The sequence below is a fragment of the Arthrobacter sp. BB-1 genome, assembly GCF_006151685.1.
Lineage (GTDB): Bacteria > Actinomycetota > Actinomycetes > Actinomycetales > Micrococcaceae > Arthrobacter.
On record NZ_VDEV01000022.1, the window covers coordinates 105485 to 122685 of the forward strand.

Here is a 17201-nt window from a genome sequence, read left to right on the forward strand (position 1 = left end):
AGGGCTCCTATGGACGCCTGCACGACAGATCCAGGCCGTTTGGGACCAAAAGCCTGAATCTTGGTGCCAAATAGTGGACTGCCATCCCACATGGTGAGACAGAGGGGCGGGCCTTTCTTGCTGCTGGGCTGGCTCACTGCTTTCTGTTCAGGCCCGCCGCGGAACTTCAGCTACCGCCGTCGATCTGGACAGTCGTGGCCGCCGGACGTAGCGTCAGGAAAAGACACCTTGCCATCCGGACTGAAGGGCCTGCCATGGATTTCGTTTTCTGGATCATTCTGATTGTTGTCATCGTCGGCGTTGTGTGGTGGCTGCTGAACCGCAACAGCGCATCGAAGGCTTCCGGGACGCCCGGGACCGAGGGCACCCGCGCCGATGGAGCGCTTTCGGGCGGAAGCGCCGCTGCCTCCGCCGAAGCAGCCGGAACCACCGGCATTCCCGGCGCAGCTGGCTTTGGCCGCCCCGCCGAACCTGCCGCCCCGACCACCGCAGAGGAACCCGCAGATACAGCGGCGGCACCCGCTTCCCCGGCACTATCCAGCCAGGACGAGCGCCGGCGCCAGGATGAGGACGAGTGGGAAACGAAATGGTCCGAGGCCTCGGGGGCGTCGGCCGTTGTGGCCGGCGGGGCTCCGCACCGCGGGCCGCAGGTAAGTACGGGACAGGAAAGTACTGGACGGGAAGGCTCCCGGCAAGAAGGTGCTGGACAGGAAGGCTCCGGACAGGACACTTCCCCGGCGCCGGCAGAGCAGTCCGTAGCCGCGGCGCCGGTATCCAGGCCGGTCCACCACCCTGAATACACAGAGCCGCACGCCCCTACCCTCCCGGGCGCCGAGACGGCGGCGGTGGAGGACACGGACGACGACGGTCCCTCCGGCCGCGCTTCCGCGTCGGCGGGTGCCGTTACCGGGAGCGGCGCCGAAAGCGGCATGGCAAGTGGAACCGCACCTGCGGCTGACGCCGTCGGCCACCCCGCCCCGGGTAACGCGGCTGCGACGCCGCCGGCCGCCGTCGTTCCAGACAGCGCGCCCGCGGCAGAAACGGCGGACCGCACCCAGTCCTCCGCCCTGACTGAAGCCGGGGCCGACCACGCCCAACAGACCGTGGCCGCTGCAACGCCGGAACCCGCAGGACACCTGGCGGCGGACGAGCCCTACGGTGCCGGTTCAGCGGCCGCCGGAGCGGACGGCAGCGGACCTGACGGCTACACGGTGAAGGGTGACGCCGGAACCATGGTCTATTACGAGGAGGGGCACCCCGAATATGAGCAGGCGAGGGCTGAAGTCTGGTTTGAGTCGGCCGCGCATGCCGAAGCCGCGGGCTTCCGGGTTCCCCGACGGAAGCGGCTCCAGTAGCAGAAGCAGCGCTGGTCAGGGACACCCGCGCCTCCGCGGCGCTGCCGCCGGCTTCGCGGCTGCCTGCGTTGCCCTGCTCCTGGCGGGGTGTACCGGCGGGCAGGGCGGGCCCGCCGGAAGTACCACCTTCAAGGGAACGGCGGGCGGGCAGGCGCCGCTAGCCGCGGAACGCCTGGAGCTTCAACTCAACATCCCCTGGGCAGCGGTGTTCCTTCCGGACGGCACGGCCATCATCTCGGAACGCGACACCGCCCTGCTCAAGGCAGTGCCCCCGGGCGGCAAAGCAATTGAGCTCGGCAAGGTGCCGGGGGTAGTGGCCGCAGGGGAGGGCGGCCTGCTCGGGCTTGCCCTCTCCCCCGGATTCGCCTCCGACCGGTACCTGTACGCGTACCTGACCGCACAGGAGGACAACAGGATTGTCCGGCTGGCGCTGGAGGACTCAGGAAACGGGAGGCTCTCCCTCGGCGAGCCCCAGGTGATCTTCACCGGAATCCCCAAGGCGACCACCCACAACGGCGGAAGGATCCGCTTCGGCCCCGACGGCTTCCTGTACGTGGGAACCGGCGACTCCCAGCGCAGGAACCAGCCCCAGGACCCTGAAGCACTGGGCGGCAAGATCCTCCGGCTGACCCCCGAGGGCGGACCGGCACCGGGCAATCCTTTCGGCAACGCGGTCTACAGCCTGGGCCACCGGAACGTGCAGGGCCTGGCGTGGGATAGTGCCGGTCGGTTGTGGGCCAGCGAGTTCGGACCCGATGTCAACGACGAACTGAACCTTATTCTGCCCGGGGCAAATTACGGCTGGCCAACGGTGACGGGCGCACCGCACCGCCCCGAATTCCAGGACGCAAAAGTCGTGTGGCCCTCCACCAGCGAATCATCACCCAGTGGGCTGGAAATCGCCGGGTCCACCGCCTACCTCGGGGCGCTCCGGGGGCAGCGGCTGTGGACGGTGCAGCTGGAGGGCGGGGAGGCGGGTAATCCTGTGGCCCATTTCACACGCGAGTTCGGGAGGATCCGCGACGTCGTCAGGACACCTGAGGGCGGATTCTGGCTGCTGACCAACAACGAAAACCCTGATTTTGTGCTGGTTCTGCCCCCTCCCGAGTAATGCCGGTACTGCTGTGGGCGCCGATTTCACATGGGCAAAAAGTTCGTGTAGAGTTTCATGTCGTTGCGGAGATCAACCGGGAAAGAAAAGCCCGGTGATCACAGCAAAAAGATGCACCTCTAGCTCAATTGGCAGAGCAATTGACTCTTAATCAATGGGTTCCGGGTTCAAGTCCCGGGGGGTGCACGAATGGGAAAACAGCCTCCTGCTCGCGGAAACGCAAGCAGGGGGCTGTTTTGTTGTGCCTGGACTTCACTATGTGGCTGGCCCAGCCACGGAGCGGCAGCGGGGGGAGCCTGGCAGGGTGCACGCACCCACCGCCCACGGGGAAGAAAAAAGGCGTGGCCGCAGCCCCGGGGGCCGCGGTCACGCCTGCTCGCCGGCGGTCAGGCCGGCAACAGAGTCCTAAGGTGCATTCTCCACCAGCGCGCCGGTGGCGGCGCTGGGGGTGGTGGCAAACTGGCTGGCCAGTTCCCGCACCACGGCCTGGAGCTCCTGCCGCAGCAGGTCAGGATCAATTGAGGCTGAAGCCAGCACCGAGCGTTCCATCTCCACCGCGGCCGTCACCGCTTCCTTGCCCTGCTCGGTAAGGGACACCACGTGGCTCCTGCGGTCCGACGTGCTGCGGACGCGGACGATGTGCCCGTGGGACTCAAGGCGGCTGAGCGTCTTACCCATTGTCTGTGCCTGGACACGAACGTATTGGGCAAGCTGCGCCTGGGTCATGGGGCCTTGCGCATCGAGAACCTCGATGGCAATGACACCCGCGTGGGTGAGGCCGATGGCGCCCAGTTTTTCGTTCCAGGAGTGTTCAACGAGGCGCGCGGCAGTGGACAAGAGGCGCCCCGTGGGCCAGTGATCCATATCAGGCATAGCAGCAAGTATAGCCAAGTGCCGATTAGCACTGGTTCCCGACCCTTACTAGGCTGGTGTGTCCCGCCTGCGACAAGGAGAAAAACAATGGCTGACAGACTCGTAACCGGAGACGACGCGCCCGGTTTCACACTGAAGGACTCTTCCGGCGCGGACGTCAGCCTGTCCGCGCGCCCGGGCCGCCACACCATTGTGTACTTCTACCCCGCCGCAGCAACACCGGGATGCACCAAGGAAGCGTGCGACTTCCGGGACAGCCTTGCCTCCCTCCAGTCGGCCGGTTACGACGTGCTGGGGATCTCCCCCGATCCGGTGGAAAAGCTGGCAAAGTTCGCGGCGAAGGAAGGGCTCACTTTTCCCTTGCTCTCGGACGCGGACCATACGGTCGCCGAGGCATACGGTGCCTGGGGCGAGAAGAAGAACTACGGCAAGACCTATGAAGGACTGATCCGTTCCACCATCGTGGTGGATCCGGAGGGCAAGGTTGCGCTGGCCCAGTACAACGTCCGGGCCACGGGCCACGTTGCCAAGCTGCGGCGCGACCTGAAACTCGACGCGTGACCATCCGGCGCTGAGCCAAGGCCCTGCCCGGGCGACGCTACAATGGACACTGGCGTCCGCCGTCGCGCCCTATAAACGGGAAACAGCGACCGGAAGCCCTGCGCGAGTGGTGAAATTGGCAGACACGCAGGATTTAGGTTCCTGTGCCTTCGGGCGTGGGGGTTCAAGTCCCCCCTTGCGCACTATGTGGTCCCCCGGCCGTGGCCGGGGGACCACCCTGCTTAACAGTCACGGCACCTGGTTCTTAGTCACGGGACTTGGGCGAACCGACGGCGAATTCGCGGGCCGCCGAAAAACTCCTTGGAATGCACCCATCCGCGTCCCGCCCCCGGCCGAATACCCAGTGAGACACCAGCCAAGGGCAGGTGCCCACCAGCAAGATTCGAACGACGCCGTCAGACAGCACGTCCGCGGCGGGCAGACGCCACAATCCAAGGAGAACCGAAATGCAGACCATCAAGCGCACAACCTTCACCGTCGCAGGCGTTGCAGCAGCAGCTCTGCTCAGCCTGACCGCCTGCGGCGGTTCAGCATCGACGTCCGGCTCCTCCGCTCCCGCGGAGTCGCCGGCCGCAACGAGCATGGCCCCCTCCCCCTCGGCCAGCTCCTCCGCCGCGGCCATGGATCCGGCGGCAAACCTGGTGGGTCCGGGCTGCGCCGGCTACGCCGAACAGGTCCCTTCGGGCGCAGGTTCCGTTGAAGGCATGGCCCTCGATCCGGTGGCCGTAGCAGCGTCCAACAACCCGATCCTGAAGACCCTTACGGCGGCCGTTTCCGGACAGCTGAACCCCAAGGTTGACCTGGTGGACACGCTGAACGGCGGCGAGTTCACTGTGTTCGCGCCGGTGGATGACGCCTTCGCCAAGATTGATGCGGCCACCATTGAAACCCTCAAGACGGACGACGCCCTCCTGAGCAAGATCCTGACCTACCACGTGGTTCCCGGCCAGATCACTCCGGACAAGATCGCCGGCACGCACGCCACGGTCCAGGGCGGTTCCGTCACTGTCACGGGCAGCGGTGACCAGCTGAAGGTTGACGGCGCCAACGTGATCTGCGGCGGCGTCCAGACCAAGAACGCTACGGTCTACCTGATCGACTCGGTACTGATGCCCAAGTAACCACCAGGTGCGGTAATCGTAAGGTGCCGGCATGAACACTGACGCCGGGGGCGGTTCCGAATGGATCGCCCCCGGCTTCGCTGTGGGCCGAGCAAGCCAGGCAGCCCCCGCGGTGGATGGCGGGCCGGGTCCCCTGCCGTGGCTCTGCTGCCGGAACACCCCGCGGCGCCGGGGACCTGCAGGTGGCGTCTACTAGACTGGGCTTCGGCCCGCACGCGGCGGCGCCGGCAAGATCCAGAGGTGATAAACGAGTGCCCAGCAGTACTTCGCGGCGGACAGTCATCAAGACGGGCGCTGTCCTCCTGGCGTTGGGCGTAACCTCCTGCACAGCCGTACCAGCCCCTTCGCCGTCGTCGGGCACGCCCAGCCCAACCGCCGCAGCGGAGCCGGCCGCAACCTTCAATTTTGGGACGGCTGCCCAGCCCCTGGGCCTGGATCCCGCACTGTCCAACGACGTGGAGTCCCAGCGCATCACCCGGCAGATCCTCGAAGGGCTGGTGGGCGTCGACCAGATCACCGGGAAGCCCACACCATTGCTCGCCACGGAGTGGACTGAATCCAACGAAGGCCGTTCCTATACCTTCAAGCTCCGGACGGACGTTGCCTTCCAGGACGGGACCCCGTTCAATGCGGAGGCCGTCTGCTTCAACTTCAACCGCTGGTTCGCCTTCTCCGCGGACCTGAGGCGGCAGGCTCCGGGCGGAGCCTTCAAGGGTGTTTTCAAGGCGCATTCGGACGAGCCGGAGCTCTCCATCTTCAAGAGTTGCACGGCGCTCTCGGCCGACACCGTGAGGATCGACCTTACCCAGCGGTTCACCGCCTTCCTCCAGGCGCTCACCCTGCCGGCCTTTGCCATGGCCTCGCCGGCCGCCCTCGCCGCGGGCACGGCCGATGTCCTCGACCAAAGCCGTGGCGGACAGCCCGTGTCCGCGTTTGGCACCAAGCCGGTGGGTACCGGGCCGTTCAGCCTTTCCTCCTGGGACGAAGGAAGCGTCACGCTGGCCACCAACAAGTCCTACTGGGGCGAACGCGGCCAAATCGCCGCCATCAACTTCCTGGCCTACGACCACCCGCAAGCCAGGCTCCAGGCCCTTCTTGACGGCAAGATCGACGGTTATGACGCCGTGACGGTGGGCAACTTTGACCAGCTGGTCAAGCGCGGAAAGCAGATCGTCCAGCGCGACCCCTTCTCCGTTATGTACGTGGGCATCAACCAGGACGTCCCCGTGCTCCAGAACCAGAAGGTCCGCCAGGCGATCGAAATGGCGATCGACAAGGAGACCCTGATCCGCAGGTTCTTCATCGACAACACGGCCAAGGCCACCCAGTTCGTGCCGCCCAAGATCAGCGGATTCAACAACGAGGCCCCGGAGCTGGGCCACGACCCCGCCAAGGCCAAGGAGTATCTCAAGGAGGGCGGGTACGCCGGCGAGGAACTCAGGTTCTACTACCCCCTGAACGTCACCCGCCCCTACCTGCCCACCCCTGAGAAGGTCTACGCCGAAATCAGCCGCCAGCTCACCGCCGTCGGGTTCAACATCCGGCCGGTTCCGGTGGAGTGGTCCGACGGCTACCTGCAGAAGGTGCAGTCCCCCGGCGACCACGCGCTCCACCTCCTGGGCTGGAACGGCTCCTACTCCGACGCCGATAACTTCGTGGGCCCCCTCTTCGGGGAGAAGAACGGGGAGTTCGGTTACCACGATCCCCAGGTCTTTTCGAAGATCAACCGGGCGCGCGGCCTGCCGGAAGGCAAGGAGCGGGATGAGCAATATCACACCATCAACGCCCAGATCGCGGCGACCGTACCCGCCGTCCCCGTCGCCTTCCCCATCTCCGCCCTGGCCCTGTCCGACCGTGTCCTGAGCTATCCGGCGTCGCCGGTCTTAAATGAAGTTTTCACGAAGGTGCAACTAAAGCCTTGACGGACCGGCCCAATTTCAGTATGTCCGCTGCCCGGGGATATTCTGTGACAGCCAGAGCCGCTGCAATCGGAGACTGATCGTGACCTTCATTTCCAAGACCCCACATGCCGACGTCGTCCTGATCGGTGGCGGCATCATGAGCGCCACGCTGGGGGCATTCCTCAAGCAGCTGGAGCCGAGCTGGACCATCTCCCTGTTCGAGCGGCTGGACCAGCCCGGGCTGGAAAGCTCCGGGCCGTGGAACAACGCCGGCACCGGCCACGCCGCCCTCTGCGAGCTCAACTACTCCCCTGCAGCCAAAGACGGCTCAGTGGACCCCTCCAAGGCGCTGCAGATCAACGAACAGTTCCAGCTTTCCCGCCAATTCTGGTCCCACCTGGTGGACCGGAACCTGATCGGCTCGCCCAAGGGCTTCATCAACACCGTGCCGCACATGAGCTTCGTCATCGGCGAGGACCACACCCGCTTCCTGAAGACGCGGTACGAAGCCCTCAAGCCGCACACCCTGTTCCGGAGCATGGAGTACTCCGAGGACCACGGCCAGATCGCCAAGTGGGCGCCGCTGATCGTGAAGGGGCGCGACCCCAAGCAGCGCATCGCCGCTACCCGCGCCGCCGAGGGCACCGACGTCGACTTCGGGGCACTTACCCGCGAGCTGACCACCTACCTCGGGAACAACGGCGTCGAAATCAACTACGGCCATGACGTCACGGGCATCTCCAGGGCGTCCGACGGCGGCTGGAACCTTTCGCTGAAATACCCCAAGTCCGGCGAGCACGGCAAGATCCACGCCAAGTTCGTTTTTGTGGGCGCCGGCGGAGGCGCGCTGCACCTGCTCCAGGCTTCCGGCATCCCGGAAAGCAAGGGTTATGGCGGGTTCCCCGTCTCCGGGCAGTTCTTCCGCTGCACGGACGAAGCCATCGCCGCGCAGCACAGTGCCAAGGTGTACGGCCAGGCATCGGTGGGTGCTCCCCCCATGTCGGTGCCCCACCTGGACACCCGGTACGTGGACGGCAAGCGTTCGCTGCTGTTCGGACCCTACGCGGGCTTCTCCACCAACTTCCTGAAGAACGGTTCCTACCTCGACCTTCCGCTGTCCATCAGGCCGGGCAACATCATTCCGATGCTGGCGGTGGCGAAGGACAACATGGACCTCACCGCGTACCTGATCAAGGAAGTGGCCAAGCGCCACGGCGACAAGGTCGAAGCGCTACGCGAGTACTACCCGGAGGCCAAGGACGGCGACTGGGAACTGATCACCGCCGGCCAGCGTGTACAGATTATCAAGAAAGATCCGCAGAAGGGCGGCATCCTCCAGTTCGGAACTGAAGTGATCGCCGGCCGTGACGGTTCCATCGGCGCGCTCCTGGGTGCATCCCCCGGAGCCTCCACTGCGGTCCCGATCATGATCGAATTGCTGAAGAAGACGTTCCCGCGGAACTTCAAGGGCTGGCAGTCCAAGCTCAAGGACATGATGCCGGGCTACGGGGTCAAGCTGGACGAGAACCCGGACCTCGCCGTCGAGCTGGAAAAGGCAACGGCCAAGTCGCTTCAGCTGGAGAGCGTTAACGCCAGCCACTGACCCTGCCGGGGCCGGCGGCCGGCACGTCCGGGTCCGTATCAGTCAGTCAACCCCTCAGGAGACCATGCGATGTTCCGGCTGGCACAACTCTCACTTGCGAACCGGGCCCTGATCGCACTGGTCACAGTCTTCGCCTCCGTCTTCGGCGTGATCACCATGTCATCGCTGAAGCAGGAACTCATCCCGTCCATCGAGTTCCCGCAGATCACCGTGCTGACCGCAATGCCCGGCGCTTCCCCGGAGGTGGTGGACAAGCAGGTGAGCGGGCCCTTGGAGACTGCCCTGAACGGCGTGGAGGGGCTGGAATCCACCTCCTCCACGTCCCGCAACGGCGTTTCCCAGATCACCATGGTCTTCACCTACGGTTCCAACCTGGACCGGGCGCGGAACCAGATTGACCGGGCCATCTCCAACGCCAAGCGGACCCTGCCCGAGGACGTCCAGCCGCAGGCCTTCGCTGGCAGCATCAACGATTTCCCCATTGTGTTCCTGGCGGTTTCCTCGGACAAGGGCCTCAGCGAGCTGAACGCCGACCTGCAGCGGCTAAGCGTGCCCCGCCTCCAGAAGATCGAGGGCGTCCGCGGCGCCGACGTGACGGGCGGCGCCACCCAGCACATCGAGATCCTCCCCCGCCCCGAGGCGATGGCGGCGTCCGGTGCCACCATCGCCTCCATCCGGGACGCGCTGGCCAACAACGGCGCGCTGATCCCGGCCGGCACGCTGGAGGAACAGGGCAAGACCCTGTCCCTGCAGATTGGCAGCCCGGTGGATTCACTGGACGCCATCAAGGCCCTCCCCCTCGGAGGAGCCAGGAACGCCGCCACGATCGGCGCTGTGGCGGACGTTGCCGTCAAGGACGACGAACGCACCTCCATCACGCGGACCAACGGTGCGGAAACGCTCGCGGTGTCCGTCACCAAAAAGCCTGAAGGCGACACTGTCGGCATCTCGCACGCAGTCCGGGACACCCTCGACGAGCTGGAGGCCGAACTGGGCTCGAACGCCAAGTTCACCCCGGTGTTCGACCAGGCACCGTTCATCGAGAAGTCCATCAAGGACCTCACCACCGAGGGCCTGCTGGGGCTGGGCTTCGCCGTTGCCGTCATCCTGGTCTTCCTGATGTCCGCCCGCTCCACCCTGGTCACGGCAGTGTCCATCCCGCTCTCGCTGCTGATCACCTTCATTGGGCTGTCCGCCACCGGGTATTCCCTGAATATCCTGACGCTGGGCGCACTCACCATCGCCATCGGCCGGGTGGTTGACGACTCGATTGTGGTGATCGAGAACATCAAGCGGCACCTGAGCTACGGCGAGGACAAGGTCACGGCCATCCTGACCGCCATCAGGGAGGTGGCGGGGGCGATTACCGCGTCCACGCTGACCACCGTGGCGGTCTTCCTCCCCATTGCCTTCGTGGGCGAGCTTGCAGGCGAGCTGTTCAGGCCGTTCGCCCTCACCGTCACCATGGCGCTGCTCGCATCGCTGCTGGTTTCGCTGACCATCGTCCCGGTGCTGGCGTACTGGTTCCTGAAGAACAGCGGCGCCGCGGCCGGCGCGGCTCCGGCAGGGTCAGCAGCTGCCCGCCGCAACGCCGACGAGGCGCGGGAAAGGGCGCTGGAGGCGGAGCAGCGCAGCAGGCTCCAGCGCGGGTACCTGCCCATCCTCGGCAAGACCCAGAAACATCCGGTGATTACCCTTGTTGCCGCCGTCCTGGTACTGGGCGGCACGGCGGCCATGACGCCCCTGCTGGCCACGAACCTCCTGGGCAACTCGGGCCAGAACAGCCTCACGGTCCGCCAGGTGCTGCCCGCCGGCACCAGCCTGGCGGACACCAGCGCGGCGGCCATCCGGCTGGAAGAAGTCCTTCGCGGCATCGACGGCGTCAAGGACGTCCAGGTGACGTCAGGCAACGCGCAGGCCGGGTTTGCCGCGCTCACCTCCACCGGATCCTCAAACTCCACGTTCACGGTGGTCACGGACGAGAAAGCCAACCAGGCGCGCCTGCAGGAGACTGTACGGAACGAACTGGCAAAGGTCCCCGATTCCGGGAAGGTCTCGGTGGGCACGCAGCAGGGCGGCTTCGGCACGTCTTCCACGGTGGACATCACGCTCAAGTCCGCCACCACCGCCGACCTGCGCGAGGCCAGCGACACCATGGTTTCGGCGATGGCGGGCGTGCCGGGAACCAGCGAGGTGGCAACCAACCTCGCGGCAAGCCAGCCGGTGGTCCAGGTCAAGGTGGACAGGGCCAAAACCGTCGCCGCCGGGCTCAACGAGGAACAGGTGGCCGGGGTGCTCGCCTCAACCATCAGCCCCATCCCCGCCGGAACCGTCCGGATCGACACCGACGACTTCCCCGTCCAGATCGGCAAGGGCACCAAATTCACCAGCATCGAGGCCGTCCGCCAAATCCCCCTGCCGGCCGCCGGCGGCCCTGTGACGCTCGGCAGCATCGCCGCGGTTGAACAGGTGGACGTGCCGGTATCCATCACCGCCAGCAACGGCCAGCGCACCGCGCGCGTCTCCGTCACGCCGTCGGGCTCCAACCTGGGCGCGGTCAACGCGGAGGTCCAGAAACGCCTCGAAGGCGTGCAGCTGCCAGCGGGCGTCACTGCCGAAATCGGCGGTGCCACCACCCAGCAGCAGGAGTCGTTCCAGCAGCTCGGACTCGCCCTCCTGGCGGCAATCGCCATCGTCTACGTCATTATGGTGGCGACCTTCAAGTCCCTCATCCAGCCGCTGATCCTGCTGGTCTCGGTGCCGTTTGCCGCCACAGGTGCCGTGGCCCTGCTGCTGCTCACCGGCGTCCCGCTGGGCCTGCCGTCTCTGATCGGCATGCTCATGCTGGTGGGCATCGTGGTCACCAACGCAATCGTGCTGATCGACCTCATCAACCAGTACCGGCAGCCCCGGGACGGGCGGCCGGGCATGAACGTGGCTGACGCCATCACACATGGCGCGCGCCAGCGCCTGCGTCCCATCCTGATGACCGCCCTCGCCACGGTGTTCGCCCTCACGCCCATGGCACTGGGCCTCACCGGCGGCGGCGGCTTTATCTCGCAGCCGCTTGCCGTGGTGGTCATCGGAGGGCTCATCTCCTCCACTGCCCTGACCCTGGTCCTGGTGCCGGTCCTTTACAGGCTGGTGGAAGGCCGCCGCGAGCGGAAGGCGCTGCTCCGGGAGCTGCAGGCCCGGCCGGAATTCGGGCCCGGGGCCGACGTCGACGAGGAGTTCCGGGACTGGACCACCGGCATCGTGCCGAAGACCAGCGGCCGCCGCGCTGCCCCCGGAAGCCCCGAGTAAAACAACGGAATAATTCCGCCCCGGCTGCGTTATATCCGTCGATAGATGCAAATGCATCTAAATTGGACTACACTGGGAGCAAGCCAGCAGTCCAGGAACGGAAAGGCACATCATGCAGATCGGTGTTTTCAGCGTCAGCGACATCACCACGGACCCCACCACGGGCCGGACCCCAACCGAGAACGAGCGCATCAAGGCGTCCGTGGCCATCGCCAAGAAGGTGGAGGAAATCGGGATGGATGTCTACGCCCTGGGCGAGCACCACAACCGGCCGTTCTTCTCCTCCTCCCCCACCACCACGCTTGCCTACATCGCGGCCCAGACGGAACGGATCACGCTGTCCACGGCAACAACGCTGATCACCACGAACGATCCCGTGAAGATCGCCGAGGACTTCGCCATGCTCCAGCACCTGGCCGACGGCCGCGTGGACCTGGTCCTGGGCCGCGGCAACACGGCGCCGGTGTACCCGTGGTTCGGCAAGAACATCCAGGACGGCGTTGAACTGGCCATCGAAAACTACAGCCTGCTGCGCAAGCTCTGGGACGAGGACACCGTGAACTGGTCCGGCAAGTTCCGCACGCCGCTGCAGAACTTCACGTCCACGCCGCGCCCGCTCGACGGCGTCGCCCCCTTCGTGTGGCATGGTTCCATCCGCACTCCGCAGATTGCGGAAGTGGCGGCCTACTTCGGGGACGGCTTCTTCGCCAACAACATCTTCTGGCCCAAGGAGCACTACCAGCAGCTGATCGGCCTTTACCGGGAGCGCTACGAGCACTACGGCCACGGCAAGGCGGACCAGGCGATCGTGGGCCTTGGCGGCCAGTTCTTCATGCGGAAGAACTCGCAGGACGCGGTCAAGGAGTTCCGGCCCTACTTCGACAATGCGCCGGTGTACGGGCACGGCCCGTCCCTGGAGGACTTCACCTCCCAGACGCCGCTGACGGTCGGCAGCCCGCAGGAGGTCATCGAGAAGACGCTGACCTTCCGGGAGTACTTCGGCGACTACCAGCGGCAGCTGTTCCTGATCGACCACGCCGGCCTGCCGCTGAAGACCGTGCTGGAGCAGCTGGACCTGTTTGGTGAGGAAGTCCTGCCCGTCCTGCGCAAGGAATACGCCGCCCGCAAGCCCGCGCACGTCCCCGAACCGCCCACGCACGCCGGCCGGGTTGCCGCGCTGCTGGGGGCGCAGGACGCCGAGAAGTCCGCAGCGGAGGCCTGATGGCCGGCAAGAGTCCCGAATCGCCGGTCCGCCTGGCAGCGGAAACCTGGGAGTCGCTGTTCCGGGCCCAGGTGGCCGTCATGCGGAAGCTGCAGTCCGGGCCGGCGTTCCGGAAGCTCGCAGTAAACGAGTACGACGTCCTGTTCACACTGTCCCGGTGCCCGTCCGGCTGGCTGCGGCTCAACGAGCTCAACGACAACGTCCTGCTGAGCCAGTCCAGCCTCAGCCGCCTGGTGGAGCGGCTGGAGAAGCGCGGGCTCGTGGCCAGGATGCCGGCGCCTGAGGACGGCCGCGGGGTGCTGTTGAAGCTGACCGACGAGGGGCGGGAGCTCCAGAAGGAGATCGGGCGCGAGCACGTCCGCGATATCTCCGCCGTCCTGGGGCCCGCCCTGACAGCGGCTGAACAGAAGGAGCTGATGAGGCTCACTGCCAAGCTCAGGAATTCGCTGGGCCCGCGGCCGCCCCGGCAAGAACCGAGCTAGCCCAGCGCCACCAGCGTGGCCGGATCCTCGGCCGGGAGGGTGCCGTTAACCACGGCCGTGACCTGCAGCTGGCTCAGCGTCAGGCTTCCGCCCACCGTGGACAGGAACGCCGTGTCCGCTGAGTCCCTGCCGGCCGTAATCCGCAGCATCGACTCCCGCGGGGCAAGCCCCGTGGGATCGATGACATGCCATGCGCCTTCCACGTAGGCCTCGGCCACGGCGTGGAAGTCCATGGGGCTCAGGCCAGGGGCGTACACGGCGGCAAGCCGGGCCGGGATGTCCTTGGACCTCAGCAGGGCGATGGCCAGGTGGGCGAAGTCGCGGCAGACTCCGCGGCGGCTCAGGAGGGTTTCCACTGCGCCGTCCGTCCCGCGCGAGGAGCCGCTGATGTACCGGAGTTCCCCATTCACCCAGTTCCGCACGGCGTGCAGCAGTTCGGCGCCGCGAAGTCCTTCGAACTCGGCGTATGCGGTGGGCAGCAGGCGGTCCGACTCGGCATAGCGGCTGGGCCGGACGTACCGGATCCGGTCGGCCAGCCCGGCTTCCTCGGGCTGGGCCTTCCCCGCTACCGTCGCCGAGTATTCCACGGTCACTTCGGCCGGGTCCGTGAACTCCATGTAGTGCAGCCTGCCGCCGTGGTGGTCCGGCACCTCGGAGGCGGGAACCTGCTGGCCGCCCGATGTGATGGACAGGCTCTCCCCAAAGGAGGAATAGCCGTCATTCCTCGCCGCGGCTATGGCCATGGCCACCTTGGTGTTGGCTGTGGTCCTGAAAACCAGGCGTGCGGAAACAGTGCGTTCCATGACTCTCCGGGGGTGTCGGCAGCGGAAGGAAGTCGCCGGTTGTCGCGGCCGTTGATGTGGGCCGGGAACGGGGCTAGTTCTTGATCTCCAGAGACATTAGCATCCGCTGGACGTTGGCGAAGTCGCTGCTTTCATCGACGTACTTTGCGGCCTGGTCCAAAGTGTCGAATGCCTTGGCGGGTGCCACTTTTTCGTCGGGAGCGAATGCCCTGACGGCTACCAGGTCGCCGAAGGAGTAGTCACCTTTGCCGGCCGGGCCCCGGATGATGTTGCGCAGTTCGCAGGCCTGGCCGTCTGCCCCGCCCACAAGGTTCGTGACGCCGTAGGAGCCGAAATACCGGTACCCCTGGATCACGCGGAACACGACCCGCGGCGGAATGGTTCCGTCCCCGCCTTCGGCGGTAAGGTCCGCCGGGACGCTGCTGATGACGGTGTACGGCCGCCGCGCGTCCTGGGGACAGTCAGCGGACGACGGCGGGAGTCCGGTCCGGAGCGCTGCCATGAAGGTGCCGTCGGGCTTCTTCACCTCCACCTTCAGCGCACCGGGCAGGGCGCCCTCCTCCGGGGCCACCGCCTGCGCTATCCACTCCTGCGGCAGGTCGAAACTCACGGTTTTTGCGGGGTCCGAGAAGGTTTTCCAGGCGGAAGCCGTGGCCACGGGGCTGGACGTGGCGGAAGCCGTGGCTCCGGGCGTGGCGTCTGCAGTGGCGGCAGCTGATGCCGGCGCGGTGGGGGCGGCCGTGGTGCCCGGCCCCCCGGGCTGCGCTGTCCATCCGGGTCCGCTGTTCGACGGTGTGGAGCATCCTGCGAGGAGCACGCCCGCCAGGAGAACGGATGCGCCCGCCAGGGCCCTCGGTGTTGCCATGCCTTCCATGCGGCCAGCCTATCGGGACGCGGCAGCCGCGGTCCTTTCCCTGGACGGCGTTTCGGCCGTACCTCGGCACCACATCGAAAAGTGGAAGCCGCACTGCCGCGGTGCGTGTCGCCGTCGGACGTGCAACTCCCGCGCCGGGGACTAGGCTGGTGCTTATGGAAGCCCACCACGGAACGGCCGAAGAAGATTTGGCGGACATTTCCGCCGTCGACATCGCCGACTGGCGGCTCCGGACCTTTGCCTTGTACGCCAATGTCCGCAAGGTCTCGGCCGAAAGTCCCGCGGAGGCGCACCTGTACTGGCGCCACCAGCGGGACCTGATGTTCGCCACCCACCCTGCCTCCCCGCTGACTGCCGAGGGCAAATCAACCTTTGCCGGTTTGAAGACGGCCGACTATGACCCGATTTACCGTTTCCACGTACCGCTGACCATGGAAGGCGCCGGGCGGGAAATGAAAGTGGAAACCGGGACCGACGGCGTGGTGAACTTCGTCAGGCTGGGCACGTTCGACCTTCCCGAGATGGGCCAGCTCGCCGTGTGGAAGCTGCGGGGCTACGGCGGCGGCATCTTTGTGCCCTTCCGTGACGCGACGGCAGGCCAGCCCGGCGGAAGCTACGGGGCCGGCCGCTACCTGCTGGACACCATCAAGGGAGCTTTCCACGGCGTCAACGGGACAGGGCCGGAGGCCAGCTTTGTCCTGGACTTCAACTTTGCGTACAACCCGTCCTGCGCCTACAACGAGGCCTGGGCGTGCCCGCTGCCGGGACCGTCCAACCGGCTGGCCGTGGACATCCCCGTGGGAGAGCTTTACTGACGGTATCCGTGGCCGCTAGCAGCCGAGGCCCCGCACGCTTGCCACTGCCTGCCGGACAGCTTTGGCAGCGACCTTCAGGTCTTCGCCAGCCACCGCTGCGTCAAAGCTGAACCGGACGGCTGTCTGGGCCACCCCGGCTTCGAATCCCATGGCCGTGAGGACGGGCGACGGCGCATCGGATCCGGCTGCGCAGGCGGAGCCGCTCGAGCACACCACGCCCTGGCGCTCCAGTTCCAGGAGGACCGATTCGCCGCTGGTTCCGGGGAAGCAGAACGATGCCACGGAGGGCAGCCGCTCCGCGGGGTGCCCGGTAAGCACCGCTCCCGGCACTCCCGTGAGCACGGCGTTGATGAAGCTGTCCCGCAGGGCCGCCACCCGGCGCCGTTGTTCCTCCTGGCCGGCCTGGGCAAGCGCCAGCGCGGCGGCCAGCCCCACGGCACCGGCCACGTTTTCCGTCCCGGAGCGGCGCCCGCGTTCCTGCCCGCCGCCGTGGATCAGCGGTTCGATCCTGGTGCGGCCGCGGACAAACAGCACCCCGCAGCCCTTGGGTGCCCCCAGCTTGTGGCCCGAAAGGCTCAGGGCGTCAACGCCCAGTGCCCGGGTGTCCAAGGGGAGCCAGCCCGCCGCCTGGACCGCATCCGTGTGGAAGGGAATCCCGTGGCTGCGTGCTGCGGCGCCCAGTTCGGCGACCGGCTGGACGGTTCCCACTTCATTGTTGGCGTACATGATGCTGACCACCGCGGTTTCGGGGCGCAGCACTGCGAGGAGCGCCTCCGGAGTGACCCGCCCGGTCCCGTCCACGGGAACCACGTCAACCCTGAATCCATGGAAGCGTTCCAGGTACCGGGCGGACTCCTCCACGGCAGGGTGTTCGACGCCGCTGATCACCACCCTGTCCAGTGTTGGGTCAGCTGCCTGCCGCGCCAGGGCAATGCCTTTGACGGCCAGGTTGTCCGCTTCGGTGCCGCCGGACGTAAACGTGATTTCACCCGGCCGGCAGCCCAGGACCGCGGCCACCGAGGCCCTGGCATCCGCGAGCGCCTTGGCGGCCGATTCGCCCAGGGTGTGGTGGCTGGAGGGGTTGCCGAAGTCACCGGTCAGGTAGGGCCACATGGCTTCCAGCACCTCGCGGCGGACGGCGGTGGTGGCGGCTGCGTCAAGGAAGATCACGGTGTAC

General features: G+C 66.5%; 15 protein-coding genes and 2 tRNA genes. 13 read left to right on the plus strand and 4 right to left on the minus strand.

Features of this window, described 5'->3' with window-relative positions; genetic code table 11:
- Window positions 1-254 precede the first annotated feature (254 nt).
- The 3 genes from FHJ30_RS12320 to FHJ30_RS12330 all read left to right on the plus strand — a co-directional run bounded on the left by FHJ30_RS12320 (window position 255) and on the right by FHJ30_RS12330 (window position 2652).
- Window positions 255-1355 carry a hypothetical protein gene (locus FHJ30_RS12320; protein WP_139029577.1) on the plus strand — a complete coding sequence of 367 codons (1101 nt, stop codon included), beginning with the start codon at window positions 255-257 and terminating at the stop codon, window positions 1353-1355.
- Window positions 1306-2466: a PQQ-dependent sugar dehydrogenase gene (locus FHJ30_RS12325; protein WP_139029578.1), complete on the plus strand. Its 1161-nt coding sequence runs from the start codon at window positions 1306-1308 to the stop codon at window positions 2464-2466. The genes FHJ30_RS12320 and FHJ30_RS12325 overlap by 50 nt, the downstream gene beginning before the upstream one ends.
- A 113-nt stretch (window positions 2467-2579) precedes the next feature.
- Window positions 2580-2652: transfer RNA gene (locus FHJ30_RS12330), tRNA-Lys, on the plus strand.
- 219 nt (window positions 2653-2871) lie between these two features.
- Here FHJ30_RS12330 and FHJ30_RS12335 read toward each other — a convergent pair.
- The gene (locus tag FHJ30_RS12335) at window positions 2872-3330 is read right to left on the minus strand and encodes a MarR family winged helix-turn-helix transcriptional regulator (protein ID WP_139029775.1); all 459 of its coding nucleotides are present in this window, start codon (window positions 3328-3330) and stop codon (window positions 2872-2874) included.
- Between the two features lie 96 nt (window positions 3331-3426).
- Here FHJ30_RS12335 and bcp point away from each other — a divergent pair, with 96 nt between their 5' ends.
- The 9 genes from bcp to FHJ30_RS12375 all read left to right on the plus strand — a co-directional run bounded on the left by bcp (window position 3427) and on the right by FHJ30_RS12375 (window position 13532).
- Window positions 3427-3900 (plus strand): thioredoxin-dependent thiol peroxidase, encoded by a 474-nt coding sequence (gene bcp / locus FHJ30_RS12340; protein WP_139029579.1) that lies wholly within the window; start codon window positions 3427-3429, stop codon window positions 3898-3900.
- Between the two features lie 100 nt (window positions 3901-4000).
- Window positions 4001-4082: transfer RNA gene (locus tag FHJ30_RS12345), tRNA-Leu, on the plus strand.
- Between the two features lie 264 nt (window positions 4083-4346).
- Window positions 4347-5021 carry a fasciclin domain-containing protein gene (locus tag FHJ30_RS12350; protein WP_139029580.1) on the plus strand — a complete coding sequence of 225 codons (675 nt, stop codon included), beginning with the start codon at window positions 4347-4349 and terminating at the stop codon, window positions 5019-5021.
- Window positions 5022-5052: 31 nt separating this feature from the next.
- Window positions 5053-5217: a hypothetical protein gene (locus FHJ30_RS21375; protein WP_171059010.1), complete on the plus strand. Its 165-nt coding sequence runs from the start codon at window positions 5053-5055 to the stop codon at window positions 5215-5217.
- A gap of 55 nt (window positions 5218-5272) precedes the next feature.
- Window positions 5273-6943: an ABC transporter substrate-binding protein gene (locus tag FHJ30_RS12355; protein ID WP_171059011.1), complete on the plus strand. Its 1671-nt coding sequence runs from the start codon at window positions 5273-5275 to the stop codon at window positions 6941-6943.
- A 79-nt stretch (window positions 6944-7022) separates the two neighbouring features.
- Entirely contained in the window at window positions 7023-8525 is a 1503-nt protein-coding gene (locus tag FHJ30_RS12360; RefSeq protein ID WP_139029581.1) for a malate:quinone oxidoreductase, read from the plus strand.
- 69 nt (window positions 8526-8594) lie between these two features.
- Window positions 8595-11828 carry an efflux RND transporter permease subunit gene (locus FHJ30_RS12365; RefSeq protein ID WP_139029582.1) on the plus strand — a complete coding sequence of 1078 codons (3234 nt, stop codon included), beginning with the start codon at window positions 8595-8597 and terminating at the stop codon, window positions 11826-11828.
- Between the two features lie 112 nt (window positions 11829-11940).
- Window positions 11941-13050 carry an LLM class flavin-dependent oxidoreductase gene (locus FHJ30_RS12370; protein WP_139029583.1) on the plus strand — a complete coding sequence of 370 codons (1110 nt, stop codon included), beginning with the start codon at window positions 11941-11943 and terminating at the stop codon, window positions 13048-13050.
- Window positions 13050-13532, plus strand: coding sequence for a MarR family winged helix-turn-helix transcriptional regulator (locus FHJ30_RS12375; protein WP_139029584.1), 483 nt, complete (start codon window positions 13050-13052; stop codon window positions 13530-13532). The genes FHJ30_RS12370 and FHJ30_RS12375 overlap by 1 nt, the downstream gene beginning before the upstream one ends.
- On the opposite strand, the gene FHJ30_RS12380 is transcribed toward FHJ30_RS12375, so the two are convergent.
- Together FHJ30_RS12380 and FHJ30_RS12385 are read right to left on the minus strand one after the other, a co-directional pair.
- A complete protein-coding gene (locus FHJ30_RS12380; RefSeq protein WP_139029585.1) occupies window positions 13529-14335 on the minus strand; it encodes a transglutaminase family protein in 807 nt (268 codons plus the stop codon). The two genes, FHJ30_RS12375 and FHJ30_RS12380, sit on opposite strands and share 4 nt — an antisense overlap.
- A gap of 73 nt (window positions 14336-14408) precedes the next feature.
- Window positions 14409-15200 (minus strand): hypothetical protein, encoded by a 792-nt coding sequence (locus tag FHJ30_RS12385; RefSeq protein WP_139029777.1) that lies wholly within the window; start codon window positions 15198-15200, stop codon window positions 14409-14411.
- A 164-nt stretch (window positions 15201-15364) separates the two neighbouring features.
- On the opposite strand from FHJ30_RS12385, the gene FHJ30_RS12390 reads away from it, so the two are divergent.
- Window positions 15365-16024, plus strand: a complete 660-nt coding sequence (locus tag FHJ30_RS12390) for a DUF1684 domain-containing protein (protein WP_139029586.1) — start codon at window positions 15365-15367, stop codon at window positions 16022-16024.
- Window positions 16025-16039: 15 nt separating this feature from the next.
- On the opposite strand, the gene FHJ30_RS12395 is transcribed toward FHJ30_RS12390, so the two are convergent.
- A complete protein-coding gene (locus tag FHJ30_RS12395; RefSeq protein ID WP_139029587.1) occupies window positions 16040-17194 on the minus strand; it encodes a cysteine desulfurase family protein in 1155 nt (384 codons plus the stop codon).
- Window positions 17195-17201 lie beyond the last annotated feature (7 nt).

Excerpts from the sequence above, each read along its gene's own strand:
- FHJ30_RS12335 (WP_139029775.1), bottom strand. The coding sequence starts at position 3,330 with ATGGATCACTGGCCCACGGGGCGCCTCTTGTCCACTGCCGCGCGCCTC.
- FHJ30_RS12370 (WP_139029583.1), top strand. The coding sequence starts at position 11,941 with ATGCAGATCGGTGTTTTCAGCGTCAGCGACATCACCACGGACCCCACC.
- FHJ30_RS12320 (WP_139029577.1), top strand. The coding sequence starts at position 255 with ATGGATTTCGTTTTCTGGATCATTCTGATTGTTGTCATCGTCGGCGTT.
- FHJ30_RS12325 (WP_139029578.1), top strand. The coding sequence starts at position 1,306 with ATGCCGAAGCCGCGGGCTTCCGGGTTCCCCGACGGAAGCGGCTCCAGT.
- FHJ30_RS12380 (WP_139029585.1), bottom strand. The coding sequence starts at position 14,335 with ATGGAACGCACTGTTTCCGCACGCCTGGTTTTCAGGACCACAGCCAAC.
- FHJ30_RS12385 (WP_139029777.1), bottom strand. The coding sequence starts at position 15,200 with ATGGCAACACCGAGGGCCCTGGCGGGCGCATCCGTTCTCCTGGCGGGC.
- FHJ30_RS21375 (WP_171059010.1), top strand. The coding sequence starts at position 5,053 with ATGAACACTGACGCCGGGGGCGGTTCCGAATGGATCGCCCCCGGCTTC.
- bcp (WP_139029579.1), top strand. The coding sequence starts at position 3,427 with ATGGCTGACAGACTCGTAACCGGAGACGACGCGCCCGGTTTCACACTG.
- FHJ30_RS12390 (WP_139029586.1), top strand. The coding sequence starts at position 15,365 with ATGGAAGCCCACCACGGAACGGCCGAAGAAGATTTGGCGGACATTTCC.
- FHJ30_RS12365 (WP_139029582.1), top strand. The coding sequence starts at position 8,595 with ATGTTCCGGCTGGCACAACTCTCACTTGCGAACCGGGCCCTGATCGCA.
- FHJ30_RS12375 (WP_139029584.1), top strand. The coding sequence starts at position 13,050 with ATGGCCGGCAAGAGTCCCGAATCGCCGGTCCGCCTGGCAGCGGAAACC.
- FHJ30_RS12350 (WP_139029580.1), top strand. The coding sequence starts at position 4,347 with ATGCAGACCATCAAGCGCACAACCTTCACCGTCGCAGGCGTTGCAGCA.